Source organism: Staphylococcus sp. Marseille-Q1834, assembly GCF_916858875.1.
GTDB lineage: Bacteria > Bacillota > Bacilli > Staphylococcales > Staphylococcaceae > Staphylococcus > Staphylococcus pragensis.
The window spans coordinates 1,231,449-1,256,232 of record NZ_CAKASN010000001.1; the positions used below are offsets into that span (position 1 = coordinate 1,231,449).

A 24,784-nucleotide genomic window follows, 5' to 3' on the forward strand; every position below is an offset into this window, starting at 1 on the left:
TTTTAAAGGAATATAATGAAGGAAAGAAATGAAGAAGGAGTGGGAGAAGAGATGACAAAAGATTTAGTGAAACGTTTACAAGATAAAGAAGAACGTATGATTGAAATACGTCGTCATTTACATGAACATCCAGAACTTTCATTTGAAGAAAAAGAAACGCCTAAATATATTGCTGATTTCTATAAAGATAAAGATTGTAAGGTAGAAACGAATGTAGGAGAAAATGGTGTGAAAGTCACGATCGACAGTGGTGAACCTGGTAAAACAATCGCTATTCGCGCTGACTTTGATGCACTTCCTATTCAAGAAGATACAGGTCTTTCTTTCGCCTCTAAAAACGATGGTGTCATGCATGCATGTGGTCACGATGCTCACACTGCGTACATGCTTATTTTGGCAGAAACTCTAATTGAGATGAAAGACCAATTTAAAGGTAAGGTCATTGTCATTCATCAACCAGCAGAAGAAATGCCTCCTGGTGGTGCAAAAGGTATGATTGAAGATGGCGTTTTAGAGGGCGTAGATCATGTACTAGGCACGCATGTGATGACGAATATGGAGCCTGGTAAAGTGTATTACCGTACAGAGAATGTCCAAACAGGACGTTCATATTTTAAATTAACAGTTCAAGGCAAAGGTGGACACGGCTCATCACCGCATACAGCTAATGATGCGATTGTAGCGGGTGCTAACTTTGTGACTACTGCTCAAACTGTAGTATCACGCCGACTTAATCCGTTTGAAACTGGTGTAATTACAATTGGTTCTTTTGATGGAAAAGGGCAATTCAATGTAATTAAAGATAAGATTGTACTTGAAGGCGATGTACGTGCACTTACAGATGCTACGCGTGACCGTATTGAAGAGGAATTAAACCAGTTAGTTAAAGGACTTGAAGCAACGTTCGGTGTCAAATGCGACTTTGAATTTAGTAAAGATTACCCAGCATTGTATAACGATCCAGAGTTTACGGAATATGTAGCGAAAACGATTGAAAATGCAGATTTAGCAGATGTTAAAGGTGTCGAAGAATGTGAAGCACAACCACCATCTGAAGACTTTGCGTTTTATGCGAAAGAATTACCAAGTACATTTATTTACTCAGGTGCAGCGCCACAAGACGGTAAAGCATACACACATCATCATCCTAAATTTAAAATTGATGAATCATCTATGCTTGTAGCAGCTGAAGCGGTTGGCGCAGTCGTGTTAGACTACTTAAATTCTTAGTCCAATATAGGAAAATAATTACATCTAATCTACACTTTCGGCAAAACTGTCTCTATTGCACCACTAGTTTTGAGGTTATTTTTCATGATAGTATAAGCATATATTGGAAGACTGGGGTGAGATAATGAGTTTTTATGATTTTATGCAAGGATTTGTGGACGACCAAACCCCGTTAGGTGAACTTGCGCAATGGATTAATGAAGATCATTCTTTCCCAAAGCAAGAACGTCTCTCAGCTAATATATTAGATTATTTTATAAACTTTCCAACTTTAGATCATGAATTTTTGGAAATTGTAAAACGCTCAATTTCATTATATGAACAACAAGGTCGAAGCTAGAAAGATATTAAAAACTTAATACTAGTTTAGAAATGAAGGAATAACAGATATGATTTTAGAAGACAGTTATAAAACATATGTAATTGAAGAAGTAGATCACCAATTAATGACAATTCCAAAAAATAATGATACGCAAAATTATAGTATTTTAGAAGAAATTAATGAATTATCTAATAATTCATTTTGCGTGCTAAATCATTTATTTGTTAATGAAGGTATGGAAGAAGAATTTGAGAAGAAATTCTTAGAACGTCCTAAATATTTGCAAGATGAACTAGGATTTAAAGCTTTGCGCTTTTTACGTCCTCATATTGCACACCGTCATTATATTATTTTGACATTATGGGAAGATCGCCAAGCGTTTTATGATTGGCAGAACTCTGAAGCTTATAGTAAAACACATAAAAAAAGAGGCACTAAAGAAGGGGTAGACCGTAATATAGTGAATCGAGATTTATCATATAATGTACGTATTGAGTTGGCTGGATTAGAAGCTACAATAGACGTAAACGATATTTTCTAACATGATAAGATTAAGTTTCTTGAGACCTGTCACTTTGGGTTTAGAGACTTAATCTTTTTAATTTACACAGGCTGTACTATTTAAAATCATTACCATAAGTGGTATATTTTAATGCGTTAAAGAAATTGAAAGCAAGCACGAATGAGAAGGGAAAGGAAGTTTAATATGAAGAATTCAAACTTACTTGCACCGGAAACGTATAACATTGTTTCTGAAATTGAGAAACACGCTTCAGATGCAACTAAAAAAGCACTGATTTATGAAAATGGAATCGATGAACCTATCACCGTTACATATTCTGAATTAATCAATAATGCGAATAAAGTAGGCCATGTATTGTTAAAACATGGGTTAAAAAAAGGCGATAAAGTATTAATTATGATGCCACGTTCCATCATGACATATGAACTTTATATTGCAGCATTAAAATTAGGCATTGCGATTATTCCAAGTTCTGAAATGTTAAGAACGAAAGATTTACAATATCGTATTACCCATGGGGAAATTAATGCGGTTATCGCTAAAGCAGATTTCATCAAAGAATTTAAAAATATTAAAGAATATGATAACTTAACTAAATTTATTGTAGATGGACATGAAACAGATTGGATTAGTATTGAAGATGAAAAAGAAGGACAAAATACATCACTAGAAATGGCTGATACAACTAGAGACGATATCGCTATTTTGTCATATACTTCTGGTACGACAGGTAACCCCAAAGCTGTAACACATTCTCATGGATGGGGTTACGCCCATATGAAAATGGCACCAGAACATTGGTTATGCATCAAAGAAGATGACTTAGTGTGGGCAACTGCTGCACCTGGTTGGCAAAAATGGGTATGGAGTCCATTCTTATCTATTATGGGTTCAGGCGCTACTGCTTTCGTTTATAATGGTAAATTCAATCCATCACGTTACTTAGAATTATTACAAGATTTTAAAATTAATGTGCTTTGCTGTACACCAACGGAATATCGTATGATGGCGAAATTAAATAATTTACAAGATTATAACTTAGAGCATCTGCATAGTGCTGTATCAGCCGGTGAACCGTTAAACCGTGAAGTTGTAGAACAATTCCGTAAAAACTTTAACTTAACGGTACGCGACGGTTATGGTCAAACGGAAAGTACGTTACTCATTGGTTTCTTAAAAGATACAGACCCACGTCCAGGCTCAATGGGTAAAGAAATTCCAGGAAGTCATGTAACTGTAGTAGATGACGATGGTAATAAAGTGGATACTAGTGTCAAAGGTAATATTGCATTGCCACTAGATTTCCCTGGACTTTTCAAAGGTTATTATAAAGATGAAGAACGTACGAAAGCGGCTCAAGCTGGCGACTATTACATCACTGGTGATTTAGCCCATATTGATGAAGATGGTTATTTCTGGTTTGAAGGCCGTCGTGACGATATCATCATTAGTTCAGGATATACGATTGGACCGTTTGAAGTAGAGGACGCGTTAACTAACCACCCAGCTGTAAAAGAATGTGCAGTAGTGGCAAGTCCTCATGCTATTCGTGGTAATATAGTAAAAGCATTTGTGATTTTACAAGATGAGTATACTGGTGATGATGCATTAGTGAAAGAATTACAAACATTTGCGAAACAAGAAGTAGCACCATATAAATATCCGCGTGCAATCGAGTTTGTAGAAGATTTACCAAAAACTAATTCAGGTAAAATTCGTCGTGTGGAATTACGTGATGCAGAAGTTGAGAAGTATCGCGCAGAACACGGTGAATAATTAAATCTGGTTATTAAAATAATAAATAATATTATGAAAATAAGGCTGGGACGAATGTCTCAGCCTTGTTTAGTGTATTTAATAGTATTTAATTTGGTTAAATTAAAGGTTAGCGATGAGACACTATCTAGCTGTGTATCCACCATCAACTGTTAGTGCTGCACCTGTAATAAAACGTGCTTCATCACTAGCTAAGAATAATACTGCATTAGCAACATCTACTGGTTCTCCTAAGTAGCCGATAGGATGGCGTTCAGACATTTTAGCTGTATAAGCTTCTAAACCACCTTCAGTTTCTTCACCTAACTTTTTAACTAATGGCGTTAAAATAGTTCCTGGATGTACAGAGTTAACGCGAATATGATCTTTACCAAAGCTAATGGCATCTTGACGTGTCATATTTGTGACTGCACCTTTAGCGGCAGCGTATGGCGTTAATTCGTCTGTACCCACTAATCCTAAGATAGAAGAGAAGTTGACGATTGAACCGCCACCATTATCACGTAATAAAGGTACTGCATGTTTAGTACAGAAGAATACGCCTTTGACATCAACTGCAAAGACTTGATCCCATTCTTCTTCAGTTAATTGATCTGTGGTTTTATCTGCACCAGTAATGCCTGCACAATTAATTAGAATATCTAATTTACCAATATCTTGTTTAATATGATTAAAAGTCTCTTCCACGCTTGTTTCCTTTGATACATCTAGCACATAACCATAAACATTATTATTAGTAGATTTTGAGAGTGATTGAACTGCCTCGTTAACGACATCTTCTTTTAAATCTGACACGATGACTATTGCGCCTTCTTCGACAAAACGTTTAGCAGTTTCGTATCCCATACCACCGCCAGAACCTGTAATTAATGCAACTTTATTTTCTAATCTCATAATTATCCCTCTTTTTGAAAATTTAAAAAATAAATAACGTACAATTTTATGGTAGCATCAGAAATTGATAATGTATAATTCATAATAAGCATGTATTAATAACTTGAAGTTATTAATTGAAAGGGATATTTATATGGAAATAACGAAACTTAATTACTTTAAAGTGGTAGCTGAAGTCAATAATATAACTAAAGCTGCAAAACAACTTAATATTTCTCAACCTGCATTAAGCAAAGCAATACACTCATTAGAAGAGGAATTGGGAGTAAAGTTATTTGATCGTAAAGGACGTCAAATTCATTTAAATCAATATGGTGAACTTATGAAAGTACAGGTTGATAAAGCATTTAATGCTCTTAATGAAGGTGAACGAATCTTAAAAAATATTACTGGAATAGAGCAAGGGCAAGTGACCTTTGCGGTAACATTTCCGCATGTAATGCCCAATTTGATTCAACAATATTTAAAAAAACATCCTAGGATAAAAATTAGACAATATCAAGCAACCTCAGAACTTGCTACTCAACTTATATTAGAGGATAAAGTAGATTTCGCAATTTCAACAATACCCATTGCACATCAAGACATTACATGGATACCACTGCTTCAAGATGATATTTATTTGACAGTAAGCAAACAACATCATTTAGCTACACGTAATATCGTTTCGTTGCAAGAGATTAGTAATGAAAGACTAATTGGTCAGATTAGAGGTTATGGCTTTCGTGATATCATAGATACTATTTTGGAACAGGAGGGCATTACACCGCACTATCAAGTTGAAGTGGAAGATTCAAGTGCCATTTTAAAACTTGTAGCAATGAATATTGGTATTTCATTCACACCAAAACAAGCTTTAATTCATGACGACAATAACATCGTAGCGATACCTATAAACAATCCCAATTGTTATCGTATGATAGGGATAGGTTTTAAAACATCTCATTATTTTACAAAAGTCGCAGATTCATTTAAGCAATTCTCAATAGATTATTTTGAAAAATATAGCTCAGTATAAATTAATGTTAAGAAATAGTATGACACAATTAATTGCATGTATTAGTGGTATGTACTCAAATTTATTCACTGATATATAGCACTAATTGTGTCTTTTTTGTAAAAATTTACTGAATGATTATGATTTTATTTGTATTCAAATTAATTATATGACATACTTTATATTAATTAGTATGACATAATAATTAATTGAGGTGACATATATGACTAAATATATATATGCTTTTGATGAAGGACAAAAATCGATGAAAGATCTACTTGGAGGTAAAGGTGCTAACCTTTCTGAAATGAAACGGTTAGGTTTACCTGTACCTGATGGTTTTACAATTACAACGGAAGCGTGTATTGATTATTTAAGCCAAGGTCAATCGCTATCGACGGAAGTTAAAACACAATTGGTTGATCATCTTGCGGCATTTTCAGAGAGAACAGGTAAAACATTCTCTTCAGACAGTAACTTGTTATTAGTATCTGTACGTAGTGGTGCGAAAATTTCAATGCCAGGTATGATGGATACGATTCTTAACTTAGGTTTAAATGATGACAACGTGAAGAAATTAGCCGAGAAAACAGGAGACGCACGTTTCGCATATGACTGTTACAGACGTTTATTACAAATGTTTGGTGAAGTCGTATATAATGTGCCGATGCAAGCATTTGATACATACTTTGAAGACTATAAACAACAACATAAATTTGACAATGATGCTGCTATTACAGCTGAGGGCTTACAAGAAATTTGTGAACGTTTCAAAGAAATTTATGTTGAAGAAGTGTATAAACCTTTCCCACAAGAACCATTAAAACAATTGGAAGAAGCCATTGAAGCTGTATTTAAATCTTGGGACAACGACCGCGCACGTATCTATCGTGATTTAAATGATATTCCACACGATATTGGTACGGCAGTAAACATTCAAGAGATGGTCTTTGGTAACAGCGGTGATAATAGTGGTACAGGGGTTGCATTTACGCGTAATCCAGTGAGTGGTGAGAATAAATTATTTGGTGAATACTTATTAAACGCTCAAGGTGAAGACGTGGTTGCGGGTATTCGCACACCTAAAGATATTTCAACATTAAATGATCAAATGCCAGAGGTGCATCAAGAATTTGTAGATGTGACGAAGCAACTAGAACAGCATTATAAAGATATGCAAGATATCGAATTTACGATTGAAAATGGTAAACTATATCTACTACAAACGCGTAATGGTAAACGTACTGCACGTGCTGCAATTAAAATCGCAGTTGATTTAGTAGAAGAAGGGTTACTTACGAAAGAAGAAGCGGTAACTAAAGTAGAAGCGAAATCTATCGACCAGTTATTGCATCCTAATTTTGAAGAAAAAGCTTTAAAAGAAGCAACACCTATTTCGAAAATGGGATTACCAGCAAGTCCAGGGGCGGCAACAGGACAAATCGTCTTCTCAGCTGAAGATGCCAAAGCGCAAGCAGAAGCAGGCAAGAAAGTCATCTTAATGCGTCCAGAAACGTCACCTGAAGATATTGAAGGTATGGTAGCGAGTGAAGCGATTGTAACGACGCATGGTGGTATGACATCTCATGCAGCGGTTGTAGCGCGTGGTATGGGTAAATGTTGTGTTACAGGATGTTCTAATTTAGAAATCAATACTATGGCTAAGACAGTATATTACGATGGCGGCGAATTACATGAGGGCGATATCATTTCTGTCGACGGCGCTAACGGGGATATTTATCAAGGTGAAATCAAAACAGTAAGTGCAGAGCATAGTGAAGAATTTGCGAACTTTATGAAATGGTCTGAAGATGTAGCACGTTTAGATGTGCGTATGAATGCTGAAACACCTCAAGATATTGAAGCGGGCTATAACTTTAATGCGAAAGGCATTGGTTTAGTGCGAACTGAGCATATGTTCTTTGGTGCTGAACGTCTTGTTGAGATGCGTCGTTTCATCTTATCTTCTTCATATGAACAGCGCGTAGAAGCATTGAATAATATTCGCAAATATCAAATTGAAGATTTTGAAGCCATCTTCAGATTGTCAGGAGAACGTCCTACGATTGTGCGTTTGCTTGATCCACCATTACATGAATTCTTGCCAAATTCGGATGAAGATATTGAAAATGTAGCACAACAACTCGACATTCCTAAAGAAACATTGAATAAGCGTATTGTAGACTTACATGAAGTAAACCCAATGTTAGGTCACCGCGGCTGTCGTCTAGCTATCACATATCCAGAATTATATGAAATGCAAGTTGAAGCCATTATGGGTAGCGTATTAAAACTTAAAAAAGAGGGTATAGCATGTAAACCTGAAATCATGATTCCATTAGTGTCAACAGTGGAAGAGTTTACAACGTTAAAAGATAAACTTGTGAAAACGATTGAGAAGTTGGAAGAAGAAAAAGGTGATAAAGTCGATTACTTAATCGGTACGATGATTGAAACACCACGTGCATGCTTAGTAGCAGACGAGTTGGCTAAGCATTGTGACTTCTTCAGTTTCGGTACAAATGATTTAACACAATTGACATATGGCTTCTCTAGAGATGATGCAGGTAAATTCATAAATGTGTATACTGAAAGTAATATATTGAAGCTTGACCCATTCCAAACATTGGATAAAGATGGTGTTGGAAAATTAATCGAAATTGCAGTTGACCAAGCGAAAAAGGTTAATCCTAATATTAAAATTGGCGTATGTGGTGAATTAGGTGGCGATGCGAAGTCAATTCGTCGTTTCAATCAATTAGCTATTGATTATGTTTCATGTTCACCATTCCGTGTGCCGGGTGCAATTTTAGCGACAGCTCAGAGTCAAGTGGAGGAAAGCGAGTAATAACGTGAACGAAACGCAATCTAATGAACAAGTATTAAAGTTATTTATAGTATCTGATTCTATTGGAGAAACAGCACAACGAATGATTCATGCGACCTTAACGCAATATCCAGACTTAACAAATGTAGAAATTAAGAAATTTCCATATATTAAGGATGAAGAAGAATTCTTAAATATTTTAAATTTAGCACGTGAACAGCATGCGATTGTTGCAACAACGCTTGTTAGTGAATCGTTCAATACATTAGGTCATGAATTTGCACGTGAACATGATGTACCTTATGTCGACTATATGTCTGATTTAATTAGTATTATTGGAAGGGTAACTAACCATGAACCATTAATGGAAAGTGGTGCTTTACGTAAACTGAATGAAGAATATTTCAAACGTATTGAAGCTATTGAGTATTCTGTTAAATATGATGATGGTAAACACTTTACTGATATAGGTGAAGCGGATGCATTAATCGTTGGTGTATCTCGTACATCTAAAACACCATTAAGTATGTATTTAGCGAATAAAGGCTACAAAATTGCCAATATTCCATTAGTTCCAGAAATTAATATTCCTGATAATGTTTTTAAACAAAAAGGACTAAAAGTGTTTGGGTTAACAGCAAGTCCACAGTACATCGCAAATATCCGTAAAAATCGTGCAGAAACATTAGGCTTATCCAGTGAATCACGATATAACAACCTTGATCGTATTAAAAAAGAACTTGCATATGCGGAGGAAATCTTTAAGAAATTAAATGCGACCGTAATTAATACAGAATATAAGTCGATTGAAGAATCCGCTTTTTATATTGAAAAGTTCTTACAACCTAAACAGTAATGTAAAATGAACGAGAAGAATAAAGGTGTTTAATTGTCTAGAAGACAATTAAGCCCTTTATTCTTTCTAGGATGAATGAGAATCGAGTCTATCAAGCCGATTTAATCAAGAATAAATTAGATTATAATTTTATTTAAGTTTATAAGATTTACAATTGACCGTATTTGTTTTAACATAATAGTGAAAGGCTTAACAAATAATTCTTACAATTAAATGTTACTTAAAGATAGGGAAAGTAAGTAATATTTATTAAATAACTTTGAAGAGGTGTACAACCATGTCAGAATCAAAAAGTGTGATTTTAATTGGTGCTGGTGTTCTAAGTACAACATTTGGTTCAATGTTAAACGAGCTTGAGCCTAATTGGAACATCATGCTTTATGAACGTATGGACCGTCCAGGTCTTGAAAGTTCTAACGAACGCCATAATGCAGGTACTGGTCACGCTGCATTATGTGAATTGAACTACACTGTAGAACAACCAGATGGTTCAATTGATATTGAAAAAGCGAAAGAAATCAACGAAGAATTCGAGATTTCTAAACAATTCTGGGGTCATTTAGTAAAAGCAGGACATATTGCTAACCCAAGAGAATTTATTAATCCTCTACCTCACATTAGTTTTGTTAGAGGCGTTAATAATAAAACATTCTTGAAAAAACGTTACGAAGCGATGAAAGAAGCGCCAATGTTCGATAACATCGAATATACTGAAGATATCGAAGTAATGAGAAAATGGATTCCATTAATGATGAAAGGCCGCGTTGATGATGGCAAAATGGCTGCTAGTAAAATCGACGAAGGTACTGACGTTAACTTCGGTGAATTAACTCGTAAAATGGCTAAACACTTAGAACAAGATGAAAATGTTGAAGTAAAATATAGCCATCAAGTTTTAGACTTTGAACGTTTATCAAACGGTAAATGGTCAGTTAAAATTAAAGATCTTCAAACAGGTAATGTATTTGAAGAAGAAACAGATTATGTATTCATCGGTGCTGGTGGTGCAGCAATCCCATTACTTCAAAAAACAGGCATTCCTGAAAGTAAACATTTAGGTGGTTTCCCAATTACAGGCCAATTCTTAGCTTGTACTAATCCACAAGTTATTGAACAACATGATACGAAAGTATATGGTAAAGAACCACCAGGCACACCACCAATGACGGTGCCTCACTTAGATGCACGTTATATTGAAGGTGAAAGAACATTATTATTTGGACCATTCGCTAACGTTGGACCTAAATTCCTTAAAAATGGTTCAAACTTAGATTTATTCAAATCTATTAAACCTTACAATATTACAACTATGTTAGCTGCAGCTGTTAAAAACTTACCATTGATTAAATATTCATTTGATCAAATCATCATGACTAAAGAGGGTTGTATGAACCACTTACGTACATTCTACCCTGAAGCACGTGATGAAGATTGGGAATTATACACTGCAGGTAAACGTGTTCAAGTAATTAAAGATACTGAAAAAGAAGGTAAAGGATTTATCCAATTCGGTACAGAAGTGGTTAACTCTGAAGACCATTCAGTAATCGCTTTACTTGGTGAATCACCAGGGGCTTCTACTTCAGTATCAGTAGCTTTAGAAGTAATTGAAAAGAACTTCGCAGAGCAAATGGGTGAATGGAAACCAAAAATTAAAGAAATGATTCCTTCATATGGTGAATCATTAATTACTGACGTTGATTTAATGAGAAAAATCCGTCGTCAAACTTCTAAAGACCTTCAATTAGGTTTTTATGACGATAAGTAATATAAAATTAGCCACTCCATCATTTCTATGGAGTGGCTTTTTCTATATTCGTTACTATAAATCATAGTTATTTGATATATTTAAAGAAAAATAAAGGGGTTTTAATGATGTCTAAATTATCGAAAGATTTTTTATGGGGTGGCGCTTTAGCAGCGAATCAATTTGAAGGTGGCTATGATCAAGGTGGTAAAGGTTTAAGCGTTATTGACGTTATGACTGCAGGTGAACATGGTAAAACACGTGAGATTACGCAAGACGTGGAACCTGATAAATATTACCCTAACCATGTAGGTATTGATTTCTATCATCGTTACAAAGACGATGTGAAACTGTTTAGCGAAATGGGCTTAAAATGTTTAAGAACATCTATTGCATGGACACGTATTTTCCCAAATGGTGACGAAACTGAACCTAATGAAGAAGGTTTAAAATTCTATGATGATTTATTTGATGAATTATTAAAATATGATATTCAACCTGTTATCACACTTTCACATTTTGAAATGCCGTTACATTTAGCTCGCGAATATGGTGGTTTTAGAAATCGAAAAGTGGCAGACTTTTTTGCTCATTTTGCAGAAACTGTATTTAAACGTTATAAAGATAAAGTGAAATATTGGATGACATTTAATGAAATTAACAACCAAATGGACATTAACAATCCAATCTTCTTATGGACAAATTCAGGTGTCTCTTTAACAGAGGAGGATAACCGTGAAGAAGTATTATATCAAGTAGCACATAATGAATTAATTGCTAGTGCGAAAGCGATCAAAATCGGAAAAGAAATTAATCCAGAATTTGAAATAGGGGCTATGATATCTCACGTGCCAATTTATCCGTATAGCTGTAATCCTCAAGATATTATGGAAGCAGAAGTGGCTAGTCGTTTGCGTTTCTTCTTCCCAGATGTACAAGCACGTGGTTATTACCCAGGTTATGCTAAGAAGATGTTTGAACGTGAAGGTTTCAATATTGGCTGGCAAGATGGTGATGATGAAATTCTACGTGATGGTAAAGTCGATTACATTGGTTTCAGTTATTATATGTCTACCGTTGTTAAACATGATAACGAAGCGAGCGTTGAAGATAATATCATGAATGGTGGTTTACCAAATTCAGTAGACAATCCTTATATTAAGAAGAGTGATTGGGGTTGGGCGATTGACCCAGTCGGTTTACGTTATACATTGAATACGTTATATAATCGTTATCAAATTCCTTTATTTATTGTTGAAAATGGCTTTGGTGCTGTAGATGAGTTTGATGAGAATGGCAACATCCATGATGATTACCGTATTGAGTATTTACGCGAACATATTGAAGCAGCCATTGATGCTGTAGATCAAGATGGTGTGGACTTAATGGGTTACACACCATGGGGTATTATTGATATTGTGTCATTTACAACTGGTGAAATGAAGAAACGTTATGGTCTTATTCATGTTGATCGTGATAATGATGGTAACGGCTCATTAGAACGTACGAAGAAAGACTCATTTGATTGGTACCGTAAAGTAATCGAATCAAATGGTGAAGAACTATAATTTTAAAATTTTATTAGAAATTGTGAATTAAAAACTTAGCTTTTAATCACTTTTAGGAGAGAGACGTTCTCTTAATTTTAAGTGGTTAAAAGCTTTTTTAATAGAAAGTGTATGAGTTTATGAATGGGAAATGAGAGGGTAAGATGGAACTATAATTTGAAAAGGAGTTTCCTCATGCAAAAAAATATATTTAGCAATCAATTCTGGGAAGAAGCTTGGGAAAATGACGAGAACACACAAGATAAAAGAATGAAACGTGCAGGTTTAGGCGATCCACATGCACCTGGATTTAAAAAATGGGCAGAAAACTTTAATAAAAACTCATTTACTGAAGAAAGCCAGAAACGTACAAGACGTATTATGGATTGGGTCGAAAAACAAACAGGTTCATTTAGTAATTTAAGTATATTAGATGTAGGGGCGGCTTCTGGTGTGTTTAGTATTCCATTTGCGAAAGAAGGCGCTAAAGTTACAAGTTTAGAACCATCACCTATATTACATGATATGTTGAAAGATAATGCCCAACACTATGGTGTAGAAGTAGCAACGGTTAATCAATCATTTGAAGATACCTCAGTTGAGGATTTGGGACAGTATGATTTAGTATTTGCGTCAATGTGTCCAGCAGTGACGACGTGGGAAGCGGTTAAGAAAGCCATTGATATTGCACAGAAATATGTTTATGTAAGTTTAATCGCAGGTCCTAAGGAAAATTCAATTGTCGATGAAGTGGTAGCATTTTTAGGGGTGGAAAGTCAGGCCATGACAGCAGATATGTATTACTTACTTCAATTACTCTATTTCAACGACTATACGTATGAAACATTAATCGAGCGCCATACGCAATACAATGACAAACCAATTGAAGATGTGATGCAACAATTACCGCAATGGTTAAAAGAAGTAGAAGTAGCACTAGATGAACAACAACGTAAGAGTGTGGAACAATACTTACAAGATAAATATGATGATACGGTACCTGTAGTTACTGGCGGCAAATTTGGAAAAGTATTGATTCATGTATAGAGAATCACAAGCTAATTTAGAGGAAATGTTTGATGACAATGCAGCCCAAAAATTTGGTGATTTCTTTAACCAAATAGGTGAATTATTCGAAGAGCATCAATCACAAAATCAACAAAATTGATATAAAAAATGCCGGCTGGTCCCATTGAACCAGTCGGCATTTTACGGCTCTATAATAAATTGGACTGATGACTAAAAATCATCAGTCCAATTTTTATGTTTTGAATACAAAAATAGCGCAATTACCTCTATAATTATTAGCTACCACACCAAATAAAAAAGAAAGGTAATGCGCCTATGTGTAAGTCTATATTAAATACATTAAGAATTAAAGATAAAAATCTAAATTTTTCAGATGAAGTGACTGAGAAAAAATATAAAGGACGAAAGAGTTTGTTTTACTATGCAGAGCTTACTTATCAACCTACACATTGTGAAAACTGTTTAACTAAAAACGAAAATTTCTCTATAGTGAAAAATGGGAAGAAAACTTCAACGATTACTTTACTTAAAATTATGGAAATACCTGCTTATTTAAAGCTTCAAAAACAAAGATTTTATTGTAAAACATGTGATAGTTATTTTACTGCTAAATCTAATATTGTCGACGATTATTGTTTTATTTCTAACAAAACAAAACTTGCAGTTTTAGATAAAGCACAAGAATACCGCTCTCAAAAATCTATCGCTAAGTCATGCTTAGTATCATCAATGACTGTATCTAGAGTGATTAATCAAGCGGCAAGCGACGTAGGTCAGTCTTCTTTTGATGCTTTACCTGAACACTTAATGATGGACGAATTTAAAAGTGTTAAAAATGTAATTGGAAAAATGAGTTTTATTTATGCAGATGCTGTATCACACCGCATCGTAGATGTGGTAGCGGATCGTAAGTTAAAATCGCTGAAAGATCATTTTTATCGTTATTCTTTGAAACTAAGACAAAAAGTCAAAACTGTAACGATTGATATGTATGAACCCTATATGTCGCTAATCAAACAATTATTTCCTAATGCGAAGATTATTATTGATCGTTTCCATATTGTTCAATCTTTAAATCGAGCGTTAAATATGTCTAGAGTTCATATAATGAATTGTTATAGAACCTCTAATAGACCGCTTTACAATAAATATAAAAGTTATTGGAAACTATTTCTTAAACCTTTTGAAACGCTAGAGGCATTTAATTATCGTAAAGTCCGTTTATTTAAAGAGTGGAAAACCGAAAAAGGAATTATGAATTACTTATTAAGTGTAGACGTTGAATTATTTAATACATATCACTACGTTCATGAGCTAAGACGATTATTAAAAGAAAACCAAATAGAGAAATTTACTCATAAACTCTTTTCTATTCATCTTTCAGATGTGTGTCCTAGATTACGTCCAGTCATTAGAACTTTAAGAAGATTAACAGCTTTCATTGAAAACTCCATGATATATTCTAACCTGACCAACGGTCCGTTAGAAGGAATTAATAATAAAATCAAACTCATTAAAAGGGTATCTTTTGGTTATAGAAATTATGATAATTTACGTAATCGAATTATTATAACTTCGCGACTATTTGCCTCAACAACAAAAAAAGAGATTAAACAACCTAAGGTTGCTTAATCTCAATATTAGGACTCATCAGTCCGATTTGACGTAGAGCCCATTTTACTTACTTTCGAGCGAAATAGTAATTGAACTTCGTTGGAATAATAAACGGGCTACGAGAAGCAGGTCGTTCGACAATAATACGCTAATCGCTAAAATCAAAGAACGATTTTTGCTCATAGCTAGTTATTGCTCGCGACCTAAACGCTCACTTTCGCACCTTAGTTTTTATTTACTGATGCGTCGTAGATTGAATCTACTGCTTCGCCTAATGCTTTGTCGAATTCTTCTTGTGATTGGCTAGCGCGTAAGTCACTTGCTAATGCACGTGAGAAGCTTGCGATTAATTCATCGTTATCTTTTAATAATTTGTTAGCTTCATCTCTGCTGTAACCGCCTGATAATACAACTACGCGTACAACATTTGGATGATCTGCTAATTCTTTGTATAAGTTAGCATTTGTAGGAATAGTTAATTTTAACATTACTAATTCATCATCGTTTAAAGCATCTAAGCCTTTTTTAAGTTCGTCTTTTAATACTTCTTCGATTTTAGCTTTGTCTTTAGCATTAATGTTTACTTCAGGTTCAATGATTGGTACTAAACCTTTAGCGATGATTCTTTTAGCGATTTCAAATTGTTGTTCAACAACGTCTTTGATACCTTGTTCATTTAATTCTAAGATATTAGAACGCATTTTAGTACCAAAGATATGACGTTCAACCGCACGATCTAAAGTCTCATCTAAGTTATCGATAGGTTTCATTAATTGAACACCATTTTGTTGTTCAGCTAAACCTTTGTCTACTTTTAAGAAAGGAACAACGCCTTTGTCAGCTAAGTAGTCGCCAGTATATTTGCCTTCAACTTCGCGATCCATAGTTTGTTCGAAAAGAATCGCACCTAAAATTTTGTCTGCAGAGAATGAAGGTGAAGTAACAACTCTAGTACGCATATCGTGTACAAGTTGGAACATTTCGTCGTCATTGCTGTATTGATCTTCATTGACACCATATTCTTTTAAAGCTTTAGGAGTACTACCGCCACTTTGGTCTAATGCTGCGATAAATCCTTTTCCTTTAGATACTTTTTCTAATTGTTCTTTATTCATTACTCTTTCCACTCCTTTAATTAACTTTCACATTTATTATGATAAAAATTAACTACATTCTCAAGTTAAATAACTTATATTTATTGAAAATTCTTAATTAACAGTTTATAGTTCAACAAATTGTACTTATTTCGTGATAATGAGGTTAATAAATCATATTTAATGAGAAGAAAATGGAACAACGTATCTTAATTATTGGAAGTTCAAGAGCTAGAAAATCGATATTAGTATATCTCTTACATAAAACGTATTACACACCTCTATCTTGTCACATACTAATCATGATAATTATCCAATTTAAAATTTAAATATATACAAATATTAGATAATTTATTTTATAAAATTTTGTCATTTTGTCATATTGATTAATAGTACTTAAAGTATGCTATTCTAGAGGGAAGTTAGGTTCTCTTATTTAGAATTTTTAAACCTTACAAATCGCTTACTATTCTAAATAATGAGAGCCTAATTATACATATAAAGAAGTTTCGGAGGCTAAGGGAATGAAAAAGAACAAAATATTTGCTGTATTAACAACAAGTGCTTTGTTACTCGCTGCTTGCAGTAATGGAGATAATTCTTCTGATAGTGGGCAAAAAGGGGACAGCCAAAAGAATGAACAATCATCTAGCAATAGTCAAAGTGACAAGTTGAAAAAGAATAATGAGAAGAATGATAACTCTAACAAAGTGGATTATCCTAAAGATGGCGTTAAAGGTATTTATGTAACTAGTAATTCAACACAAGGTAACAAATTAGATGAGTTAATTAAATTCATTAAAGATTCTAAGTTGAATACAATGGTTATCGACGTGAAAGATGACGAAGGTAACATTACGATGAAATTAAATACTGGCAACAAAAATGTGGATAAAAACACTTTAGATATTGTTGACGGTAAGAAATTATTAAAAAAATTACATGATAACGATATTTATCCAATTGCACGTATCGTAACATTTAAAGATACTAAATTGGCGAACGAACATCCTGAATGGTCATTTAAAAACAGTGATGGTTCAGTATGGACAAATGGTAAAGGCGATAGCTTTATCAATCCATTCATGAAAGAAGTTTGGGATTATGATATCGCAGTAGCTAAAGCGGCTGCTAAAGCAGGATTCCAAGACATCCAATTTGACTATGTTCGTTTCCCAGAAGGATTTGAGAATGAAGCAGATAGTTTAACTTATAATAAGGGTGATTATAAAAATAGTAAGTTAAGCTCTGGAGATCAACGTGTTGATACGATTACTAAATTCTTAGAGCATGCGAATAAAGAATTGAAACCAATGGGTGTAAACGTATCAGCTGACGTATTTGGTTACTCTGCATTAGTTAAAAATGCACCAGGTATTGGTCAAAGTTTCCCTAAAATCTCTAAAAATGTAGATGCAATTTCATCAATGATTTATCCATCTCACTGGAGTAATGGTGATTTCGGTTTACAAGCACCAGATACTGAACCATACACAACAATTAACCGTTACATCCAAAAAGAAAATAACTTATTGGATACACTTGGTAAAGATAAACCAATTTCTCGTCCATGGATTCAAGATTTCACTGCTTCATATTTAGGTAATGGTAATTATATCGATTACGATGCTAAGCAAGTCTCAGACCAAGTACAAGCATTGAAAGATAATGGTGTAAATGAATTCTTATTATGGAACGCTGGTAATGAATACACTGAAGGCGCTAACTATAACCCTGAAAAAGGTAATGCGAAAGATCAAGATCCTGAAGGTGTAGAACAAGAATCAAACGATAATAATAAAGGTTCTGATAATAAAAATAGCCAAGATAACAACAAAGACAAACAAAACAATCAAGATAATCAATAATAATAAAATTACGCCTTTCAACACTATAGGTTGAAAGGCGTAACTTTTTATATTATGACGCTTTTTTATTTCTTCTATTAATCATAAAGGCGCTTCCTAATAAAAGGAATAAGCCACCGAATATTTGACTTGTTGGTTCATGTTGCGCTTCACCTGTTTGAGGTAAAGATTTATCTGAGGCATGCTGCTTTGATTTATGTGCTTTGATTTGTTTTACAGAAGGTACTTCTGAAGAATCTACATTTCCCACATAATACGCGTTGAGCTCGCGTGCACAATCTACTGAAGCGACTTTCGGTGCTTTTTTATGTTGAGGTTCTACTTCAGCTGCTTTAGCTATACCATGTTCTGCATGTGTTTCCTCATCTTGAAGTCTACTAAATTGACTATATTTATCATTTTTATAGTCAACTTCACCATTCTTATAAACTCTGTAAACACCATTACCAGCATTTAATTTATTTTGACTAACGATTTCAAAGTAATCGCCTTTATCTACTGCTTTTTTGAAGTTTTGTAAATTAGGGTTGCCTCCACTGTTTGACATCGCCGTAGTTGCAACTTGTTGGGCATTATCTTGCGTTACAACTTCTGCAGCAGATGCATGTGCTGGATTTGCTACAGATAGCAATACTGTACTTGTTAAAACAGTTGATGCAATTAAAGAGACCTTCTTCACAATGAAAACCCCATTTCATTTATTATCAATTACAGCTTTAGTGTAGCATTGAAATAACAATTGAATAGGGGTTTAAAATAAACAATATTGAATTTTTAATCTAATTTAAAGAAATGATAGTTTGTAAATATTAGTTAATGATAGTAAAGATTTTTTTAAGATTTTCAAATGACTTTTTAGAAGCTCTTTTTTGAAAAGTAAGGAATTGCACAAGCCATTAAAACTGTAAAAATCAAGTGCGCAATCATCCATAATCCATATTCACCCCAACTAAAGTGGAAAAATGAGCGTTGAGCCATAACAATTAATAGGGGATATAATACTGCAAAAACAATCAATAATAAGAAATAACTGATTCTATAAAACGGTTTAGAAATATGATAAATCGCTAAGAAAATAATATAAATGATAAAACCGATGAATACATGAATCAATAATTCAAGAATTAATGGTGTTTTGCTAGGATCTGCAAGAAAATCTATATTAATTAGCAATAAAGTTAAATGAGTCGACTGTACTAATACATCCATAATAAACATGATCAGTAATAATAAAACGCTAATAAGCAATGCACTAAGAAAGTGGTAGCCATACCGTACCATAATCATCCATCCTTCAAATGTGTTTACCAAGCTATTCCCTATGGCAAAGTAAATCACACATTTTAAAAATTTAGAATGTTTAGAAAAATATTGACCTAAATGCTATCCAATGCTAATATGATAACAATTCAATAAGACTTATTAACTCTTATCAAGAGTGGTGGAGGGATGTGCCCTAAGAAGCCCAGCAACCGTCGTTTAACGAAATGGTGCTAATTCACATAAAGTAAACAATACTTTAAGAGATGAGAGAAAGTGTATCGATACTTTCTCTTAAATAATAGAAAGTATTTTTTTATGTCTTCTAACTATTTAAGAGTTGAGGTGTAATTGAATCATTATTAAAAAAGAGGTGTCGATATACATGAAAAAATGGTTAAGTGTGATAAGTATTTTAGTTTTAGTTATTGTATTAGCAGGATGTGGCAAAGATAAAGAGGATAATAAAAAAATCACGGTTGCTGCTTCACCTGCACCACATGGAGATGTGTTGAAGAAAGCAAAAGAACAATTAAAGAAAAAAGGTTATGATTTAGAAGTTAAAGAAGTAAATGATTATAAAGTGCCAAATAAATTATTAGATAAAGGTGATGTAGATGCGAATTTCTTCCAACATGTGCCTTATTTAAAAGCTGAAAGGAAAAGTCATGGATATAAAATAGAAGAATTAGGTAAAGTATTTACAACACCTATGGGTGTATACAGTAAAAAATACAAAAAACTGAAAGATATTCCTGAAGGTTCAACGATTTATGTTTCAAATAACCCAGCGGAAGAAGGACGATTTTTATCATTCTTTGTAGACGAAGGTCTCATTAAGTTGAAAAAAGGTGTCAAAATTGAAGATGCAAAGTTTGAAGATATTGCTGAAAATAAAAAGAATTTAAAATTTAATCATCAGCAAGGTGCTGAATTTTTACCTAAGACATACAAAAATGGCGAAGGAGCAGCAGTGATTATGAATTCTAACTATGCCATCGATAATGGTTTGAAACCATCTAAAGACGCGATTGTTATGGAAGGTAAATCATCTCCGTTTGCTAATATTATTGCTGTACAAGAAGGGCATAAAAAAGATAAAAAGTTCCAAGAATTGTTAAAAGTAATGCAATCGAAAGAAATAAAAGATTATATTAAAAAAGAATATGGAGACGATGTAATTCCATATGATAGCAAATAATTATTTATAGAAATGACTCTCAAAGCTACTGCTTTGTGGGTCATTTTTTGAATGCATTTATTGATTGGTTGTACAATTCTTTCGAGAATTAATGCTAATTATTTATCTATTCGAATATAAATTTACCACAAGAAAGTTTAGTCGAACTTGGTATCTAAGGTCTTGTCTTAAAGAAAGCTGTTGAGTCATTTATATTCATTATCTCCACTCTCTTCAAAACTTTTTATATTTTAAATATTCAGAAAATATTTACAAATCTGATAATTATTAGTAAGATATTGATTACTATTATTAAATGAAGTTTATTGCGAGGGCCAAAACTTTTCAAAAAATAAATGTATAAGGGAAGGCACGTTATGGGAGGATGAGTAATCATGAGTAAGGCAGAGGAATTAATTAAAGAAGACGGACGATATTTTGCAACATCTGGGAGAATAAAATATTACCCGTTAGCGATTGATCATGGATACGGGGCAACATTAGTTGATGTGGATGGGAAAGCGTACATTGATTTACTTTCAAGTGCCAGTTCTCAAAATGTAGGGCATGCACCGAAACGCGTTACTGATGCGATTAAGAAACAGGTAGATAAGTTTATTCATTATACGCCTGCTAACATGTACCATGAACCAGCCGTTAAGTTATCTAAAAAATTGTGTGAGATTGCGCCAGGGGATTATGAGAAGCGTGTCACATTTGGATTAAGCGGCTCAGATGCAAATGATGGAATTATTAAATTTGCACGCGCGTACACAGGACGCCCCTATATCATTAGCTTTACAAATGCGTATCATGGGTCAACGTTTGGCTCACTCTCTATGTCAGCGATTAGTTTGAATATGCGTAAACACTATGGACCATTGCTTAATGGCTTTTACCATATTCCTTTTCCAGATAAATATAGAGGGATGTATGAACAACCTCATGCGAATACCATCGAAGAATACCTTGCGCCACTTAAAGAAATGTTTGCGAAGTATGTGCCGGCTGAAGAAGTGGCTTGTATCGTTGTTGAAACGATTCAAGGTGATGGTGGTTTATTAGAACCGGTAGAAGGTTATTTCGAAGCACTTGAAGCTTTATGTCACGAACATGGTATTTTACTAGTGGTAGACGATATTCAACAAGGTCTTGGTCGTACAGGAACTTGGAGTTCTGTCGATCATTTCAACTTTACACCGGATTTAATTACGTTTGGTAAGTCATTGGCTGGCGGTTTACCAATGTCAGCTATTGTGGGACGCAAAGAAATCATCGAAAGTCTTGAAGCTCCAGCTCACTTGTTTACAACCGGTGCAAATCCGGTAAGTTGCGAAGCGGCTTTAGCTACAATAGGGATGATTGAAGAAGATGATTTACTAACTGCTGCTTCTGAAAAGGGACACCACGTACGTCAGCGCATGAATCAATGGGTAGAGAAATATCATTACGTAGGCGATGAACGAGGCATTGGTTTATCGATTGGCATCGACATTGTGTCAGATAAACAAGCGAAGACAAGAGCCTCTGAAGAAGCATTGAAAATCTGCAATTACTGTTTTGACCATGGTGTCGTGATTATCGCAGTAGCAGGGAATGTACTACGTTTCCAACCGCCATTAGTTATTACGTACGAACAACTTGACCATGCTTTAGATGTAATTGAAGCAGCACTACAAGCATTGGAAGAAGGACAATTAGATAATTATAGTATCGAAGGTCAAGGCTGGTAAGTGGCCCTAAGACAGTACAAAAGCCTATCTCAAATTTAGAGATAGGCTTTTATATATAAATAACGGTAGGCGAAATGCCTACCGTTTTAAAATGATATTAATCTTTAGGTACTACGTAATCTTTCTCTTCATTTTTCTTAGAGTGTCTTACACCATAGAATGTGTAAATCACTATACCTACAAGGAACCAAATTAAAGTATAAAGTTTAGCATCGAAGCTTAAGCCCCAGAATACAAGTACAACAAGAATAAATGTGATAACCGGTAATACTGGGAAACCTGGTACTTTAAATGCTGGTACTGGTAAGTCTTTACCTTCGCGTTTTCTTAGGCTATACATTGCAAGTGATACGAACATGAATGCTACTAATGTACCTGCTGAAATTAATTGTGCTAAGAATGCGAATGGGAACATTGAACCAATTAATACACCAATAATTGTTAAGATTAAAAGTGCTCTGTTTGGTAAATGATTGTGATTTAATTTTGATAACCAAGGTGGTAATAAGCCGTCACGTCCAAATGAATAAAGTAAACGTGAACCAGCTAACATCATACCGATTAAGGCAGTAAACATACCAATAACTGAAATCGCTTGGATAACTTCAGCGATAATAACGTGTCCACTTTGACGTAATGCCCAACCTACAGGTTCAGCGTTACCAGCGTATCTAGAATAGTGGAACATACCTACTAATACTAATGCTACGGCTACGAATAATACTACCGCAACTGCTAAAGAACCTAGGATACCACGAGGCATTGTTTTCTCTGGATTGATTGCTTCTGCAGAGTTTGCAGCGATTGAGTCAAATCCGATATATGCTAAGAAGATCATTGAAACCCCAGCATAAATACCTTGCCATCCACCGAAGTCACCGTTTTCTGTCACTTTATGTTCAGGAATAAATGGGACATAGTTTGAAGCATGGATAGCTGTTAAACCAACGATAACGAATAAAACAATTGCAAATACTTTTAAAATAACTAAAACATTTTCCACACGTGCTGCTTCTGTCACACCACGAGATAAAATAACCGCTGTAATGATAATCACGAGTGCTGCGATAATATCAATCACGCCTCCGTCAGCACCAAAAGGATTAGACAATGATTTAGGTAAGACAATACCTAATGGTGAAATAAGCCCGCGTAAGTTTGCGGAAAAACCGGAAGCTACAAAGGCGACGGCAATAAAGTACTCGGCTAGAAGCGCCCAACCGGCTACCCATCCAGCAAATTCTCCAAATAAAACGTTAATCCATGAATAAGCTGAACCAGCAAATGGCATAGTTGACGCCATTTCTGCATATGAGAAAGCTACTAAACCAGCTACGATAGCAGCTAATAAGAATGATAATGATACTGCAGGTCCTGCATGTTCAGCAGCTACAACTCCAGGTAGAGTGAAGATAGCTGTTGATACAATAGTACCTACACCTAATGCAAGAAAATCTCGAACGCGTAAAGTACGTTTTAAGTGTCCATCTTTACTTTGATAGATAGTGGGATCTTCTTTTCTGGTAAATTTTTTGAAAACACTGGGCATAATGATGAACCTCCACTGAATATTTTATTCTCTCTATTTAATAACTTGTTGATTAATTGACATTTAATATCATAGCACAAAAACTCAATATTTTGTCTAAAATTTCTGAAAATTTTAAGTTTTCTTACTTTTTATAAAATGATTTAGCCTAACAAGAAAATTTTAAATGATAGACTTGATTATATCAGATATGAAAGAAATAAAAACAATAAAAAAGTATAAAATAACACCAAAAAGATAAAAAGTAGAATTGTTGTCCCTTATCGCTCTCAAATAATGACCGATAAGTCAAGTAATTAGACCTTTTAAAGTGTAAAAAGACTCATAAATTGTTTAAAGTTAGTTGGCCTATTCCGAAATGGAATGGTTTCTATCGAAAATATGTATTTTATTAATAACTCAAAGCGTACTATAATAAAAAACGTAATGAAGTTACATCATATTCAAATGTTTCTATTCATGTGTGTTACAATCATTCCCCTAAAAGGTTGTAAGAGGCAATAGTCACTATATAGAAGTGAATTGTTTACACAAGACGACATATAAAATAGAAGACTCCCATCTCACATTTGTATATGTTTATTTAACTGAGATTACAATGCAACATTGAAATAATGAAGTAACTTAAATAAAAAGAAGCCGCAATCAACATGTGACTAAGTCTTTCCCTCTTTTTCCCTTAAAAAATAGACATGTGTATGTGGCTTCTTTTTTATATAAAACTAAAAGGTTATGTGA

Annotated in this window: 20 protein-coding genes and 1 riboswitch; of the genes, 15 read left to right on the forward strand and 5 right to left on the reverse strand. The window is 34.2% G+C overall.

The genetic code is table 11. From position 1 onward, the window contains the following. Positions 1–51 precede the first annotated feature (51 nt). The 4 genes from LIX58_RS06075 to mbcS all read left to right on the forward strand — a co-directional run bounded on the left by LIX58_RS06075 (position 52) and on the right by mbcS (position 3,851). Positions 52–1,230 carry an amidohydrolase gene (locus tag LIX58_RS06075; protein ID WP_154838106.1) on the forward strand — a complete coding sequence of 393 codons (1,179 nt, stop codon included), beginning with the start codon at positions 52–54 and terminating at the stop codon, positions 1,228–1,230. Positions 1,231–1,354: 124 nt separating this feature from the next. Continuing rightward, complete coding sequence (locus LIX58_RS06080; RefSeq protein ID WP_126565675.1) at positions 1,355–1,570, forward strand: sterile alpha motif-like domain-containing protein; 216 nt, start codon at positions 1,355–1,357, stop codon at positions 1,568–1,570. Between the two features lie 49 nt (positions 1,571–1,619). Continuing rightward, positions 1,620–2,093: an antibiotic biosynthesis monooxygenase family protein gene (locus tag LIX58_RS06085; RefSeq protein ID WP_154838104.1), complete on the forward strand. Its 474-nt coding sequence runs from the start codon at positions 1,620–1,622 to the stop codon at positions 2,091–2,093. A gap of 165 nt (positions 2,094–2,258) precedes the next feature. Further along, positions 2,259–3,851 (forward strand): acyl-CoA synthetase MbcS, encoded by a 1,593-nt coding sequence (mbcS, locus tag LIX58_RS06090; protein WP_126565673.1) that lies wholly within the window; start codon positions 2,259–2,261, stop codon positions 3,849–3,851. 123 nt (positions 3,852–3,974) lie between these two features. On the opposite strand, the gene LIX58_RS06095 is transcribed toward mbcS, so the two are convergent. After that, on the reverse strand, positions 3,975–4,745 hold the full coding sequence (locus tag LIX58_RS06095) for an SDR family NAD(P)-dependent oxidoreductase (protein WP_222590522.1): 771 nt from the start codon (positions 4,743–4,745) through the stop codon (positions 3,975–3,977). 133 nt (positions 4,746–4,878) lie between these two features. Here LIX58_RS06095 and LIX58_RS06100 point away from each other — a divergent pair, with 133 nt between their 5' ends. From LIX58_RS06100 to LIX58_RS06130, 8 genes are all read left to right on the forward strand, one after another. Then, positions 4,879–5,763, forward strand: a complete 885-nt coding sequence (locus LIX58_RS06100; RefSeq protein ID WP_154838100.1) for a LysR family transcriptional regulator — start codon at positions 4,879–4,881, stop codon at positions 5,761–5,763. A gap of 202 nt (positions 5,764–5,965) precedes the next feature. Further along, positions 5,966–8,590, forward strand: a complete 2,625-nt coding sequence (ppdK, locus tag LIX58_RS06105; RefSeq protein ID WP_126565668.1) for a pyruvate, phosphate dikinase — start codon at positions 5,966–5,968, stop codon at positions 8,588–8,590. Positions 8,591–8,594: 4 nt separating this feature from the next. Further along, a complete protein-coding gene (locus LIX58_RS06110) occupies positions 8,595–9,425 on the forward strand; it encodes a pyruvate, water dikinase regulatory protein (RefSeq protein ID WP_126565667.1) in 831 nt (276 codons plus the stop codon). A 277-nt stretch (positions 9,426–9,702) separates the two neighbouring features. Further along, positions 9,703–11,193 (forward strand): L-lactate dehydrogenase (quinone), encoded by a 1,491-nt coding sequence (lqo, locus tag LIX58_RS06115; RefSeq protein ID WP_154838098.1) that lies wholly within the window; start codon positions 9,703–9,705, stop codon positions 11,191–11,193. 107 nt (positions 11,194–11,300) lie between these two features. Beyond that, a complete protein-coding gene (locus LIX58_RS06120) occupies positions 11,301–12,740 on the forward strand; it encodes a 6-phospho-beta-glucosidase (RefSeq protein WP_226386170.1) in 1,440 nt (479 codons plus the stop codon). Between the two features lie 174 nt (positions 12,741–12,914). Beyond that, a complete protein-coding gene (locus LIX58_RS06125) occupies positions 12,915–13,766 on the forward strand; it encodes a class I SAM-dependent methyltransferase (RefSeq protein WP_126565664.1) in 852 nt (283 codons plus the stop codon). Continuing rightward, positions 13,759–13,887 carry a hypothetical protein gene (locus LIX58_RS12570; protein WP_261763228.1) on the forward strand — a complete coding sequence of 43 codons (129 nt, stop codon included), beginning with the start codon at positions 13,759–13,761 and terminating at the stop codon, positions 13,885–13,887. The genes LIX58_RS06125 and LIX58_RS12570 overlap by 8 nt, the downstream gene beginning before the upstream one ends. Before the next feature lie 176 nt (positions 13,888–14,063). Further along, a complete protein-coding gene (locus LIX58_RS06130; protein ID WP_226386171.1) occupies positions 14,064–15,380 on the forward strand; it encodes an ISL3 family transposase in 1,317 nt (438 codons plus the stop codon). A 206-nt stretch (positions 15,381–15,586) separates the two neighbouring features. Here the strand turns inward: LIX58_RS06130 and LIX58_RS06135 are convergent, their stop codons facing one another. Continuing rightward, entirely contained in the window at positions 15,587–16,477 is an 891-nt protein-coding gene (locus LIX58_RS06135) for a fructose bisphosphate aldolase (RefSeq protein WP_126566376.1), read from the reverse strand. A 503-nt stretch (positions 16,478–16,980) separates the two neighbouring features. Here LIX58_RS06135 and LIX58_RS06140 point away from each other — a divergent pair. After that, positions 16,981–18,324, forward strand: a complete 1,344-nt coding sequence (locus LIX58_RS06140) for a putative glycoside hydrolase (RefSeq protein WP_154838481.1) — start codon at positions 16,981–16,983, stop codon at positions 18,322–18,324. Positions 18,325–18,376: 52 nt separating this feature from the next. Here LIX58_RS06140 and LIX58_RS06145 read toward each other — a convergent pair whose 3' ends face one another. Further along, positions 18,377–19,003 (reverse strand): LPXTG cell wall anchor domain-containing protein, encoded by a 627-nt coding sequence (locus tag LIX58_RS06145; protein ID WP_135789040.1) that lies wholly within the window; start codon positions 19,001–19,003, stop codon positions 18,377–18,379. 176 nt (positions 19,004–19,179) lie between these two features. Further along, complete coding sequence (locus LIX58_RS06150; protein WP_154838482.1) at positions 19,180–19,605, reverse strand: hypothetical protein; 426 nt, start codon at positions 19,603–19,605, stop codon at positions 19,180–19,182. A 145-nt stretch (positions 19,606–19,750) separates the two neighbouring features. After that, positions 19,751–19,857: riboswitch (SAM riboswitch) on the forward strand. A 112-nt stretch (positions 19,858–19,969) separates the two neighbouring features. On the opposite strand from LIX58_RS06150, the gene LIX58_RS06155 reads away from it, so the two are divergent. Both LIX58_RS06155 and LIX58_RS06160 read left to right on the forward strand, forming a co-directional pair. Next, a complete protein-coding gene (locus LIX58_RS06155) occupies positions 19,970–20,785 on the forward strand; it encodes a MetQ/NlpA family ABC transporter substrate-binding protein (protein WP_154838483.1) in 816 nt (271 codons plus the stop codon). Between the two features lie 374 nt (positions 20,786–21,159). After that, the gene (locus LIX58_RS06160; protein WP_226386172.1) at positions 21,160–22,497 is read left to right on the forward strand and encodes an aspartate aminotransferase family protein; all 1,338 of its coding nucleotides are present in this window, start codon (positions 21,160–21,162) and stop codon (positions 22,495–22,497) included. A 97-nt stretch (positions 22,498–22,594) separates the two neighbouring features. On the opposite strand, the gene LIX58_RS06165 is transcribed toward LIX58_RS06160, so the two are convergent. Further along, positions 22,595–24,046: an APC family permease gene (locus tag LIX58_RS06165; protein WP_154838485.1), complete on the reverse strand. Its 1,452-nt coding sequence runs from the start codon at positions 24,044–24,046 to the stop codon at positions 22,595–22,597. Between the last annotated feature and the right edge of the window lie 738 nt (positions 24,047–24,784).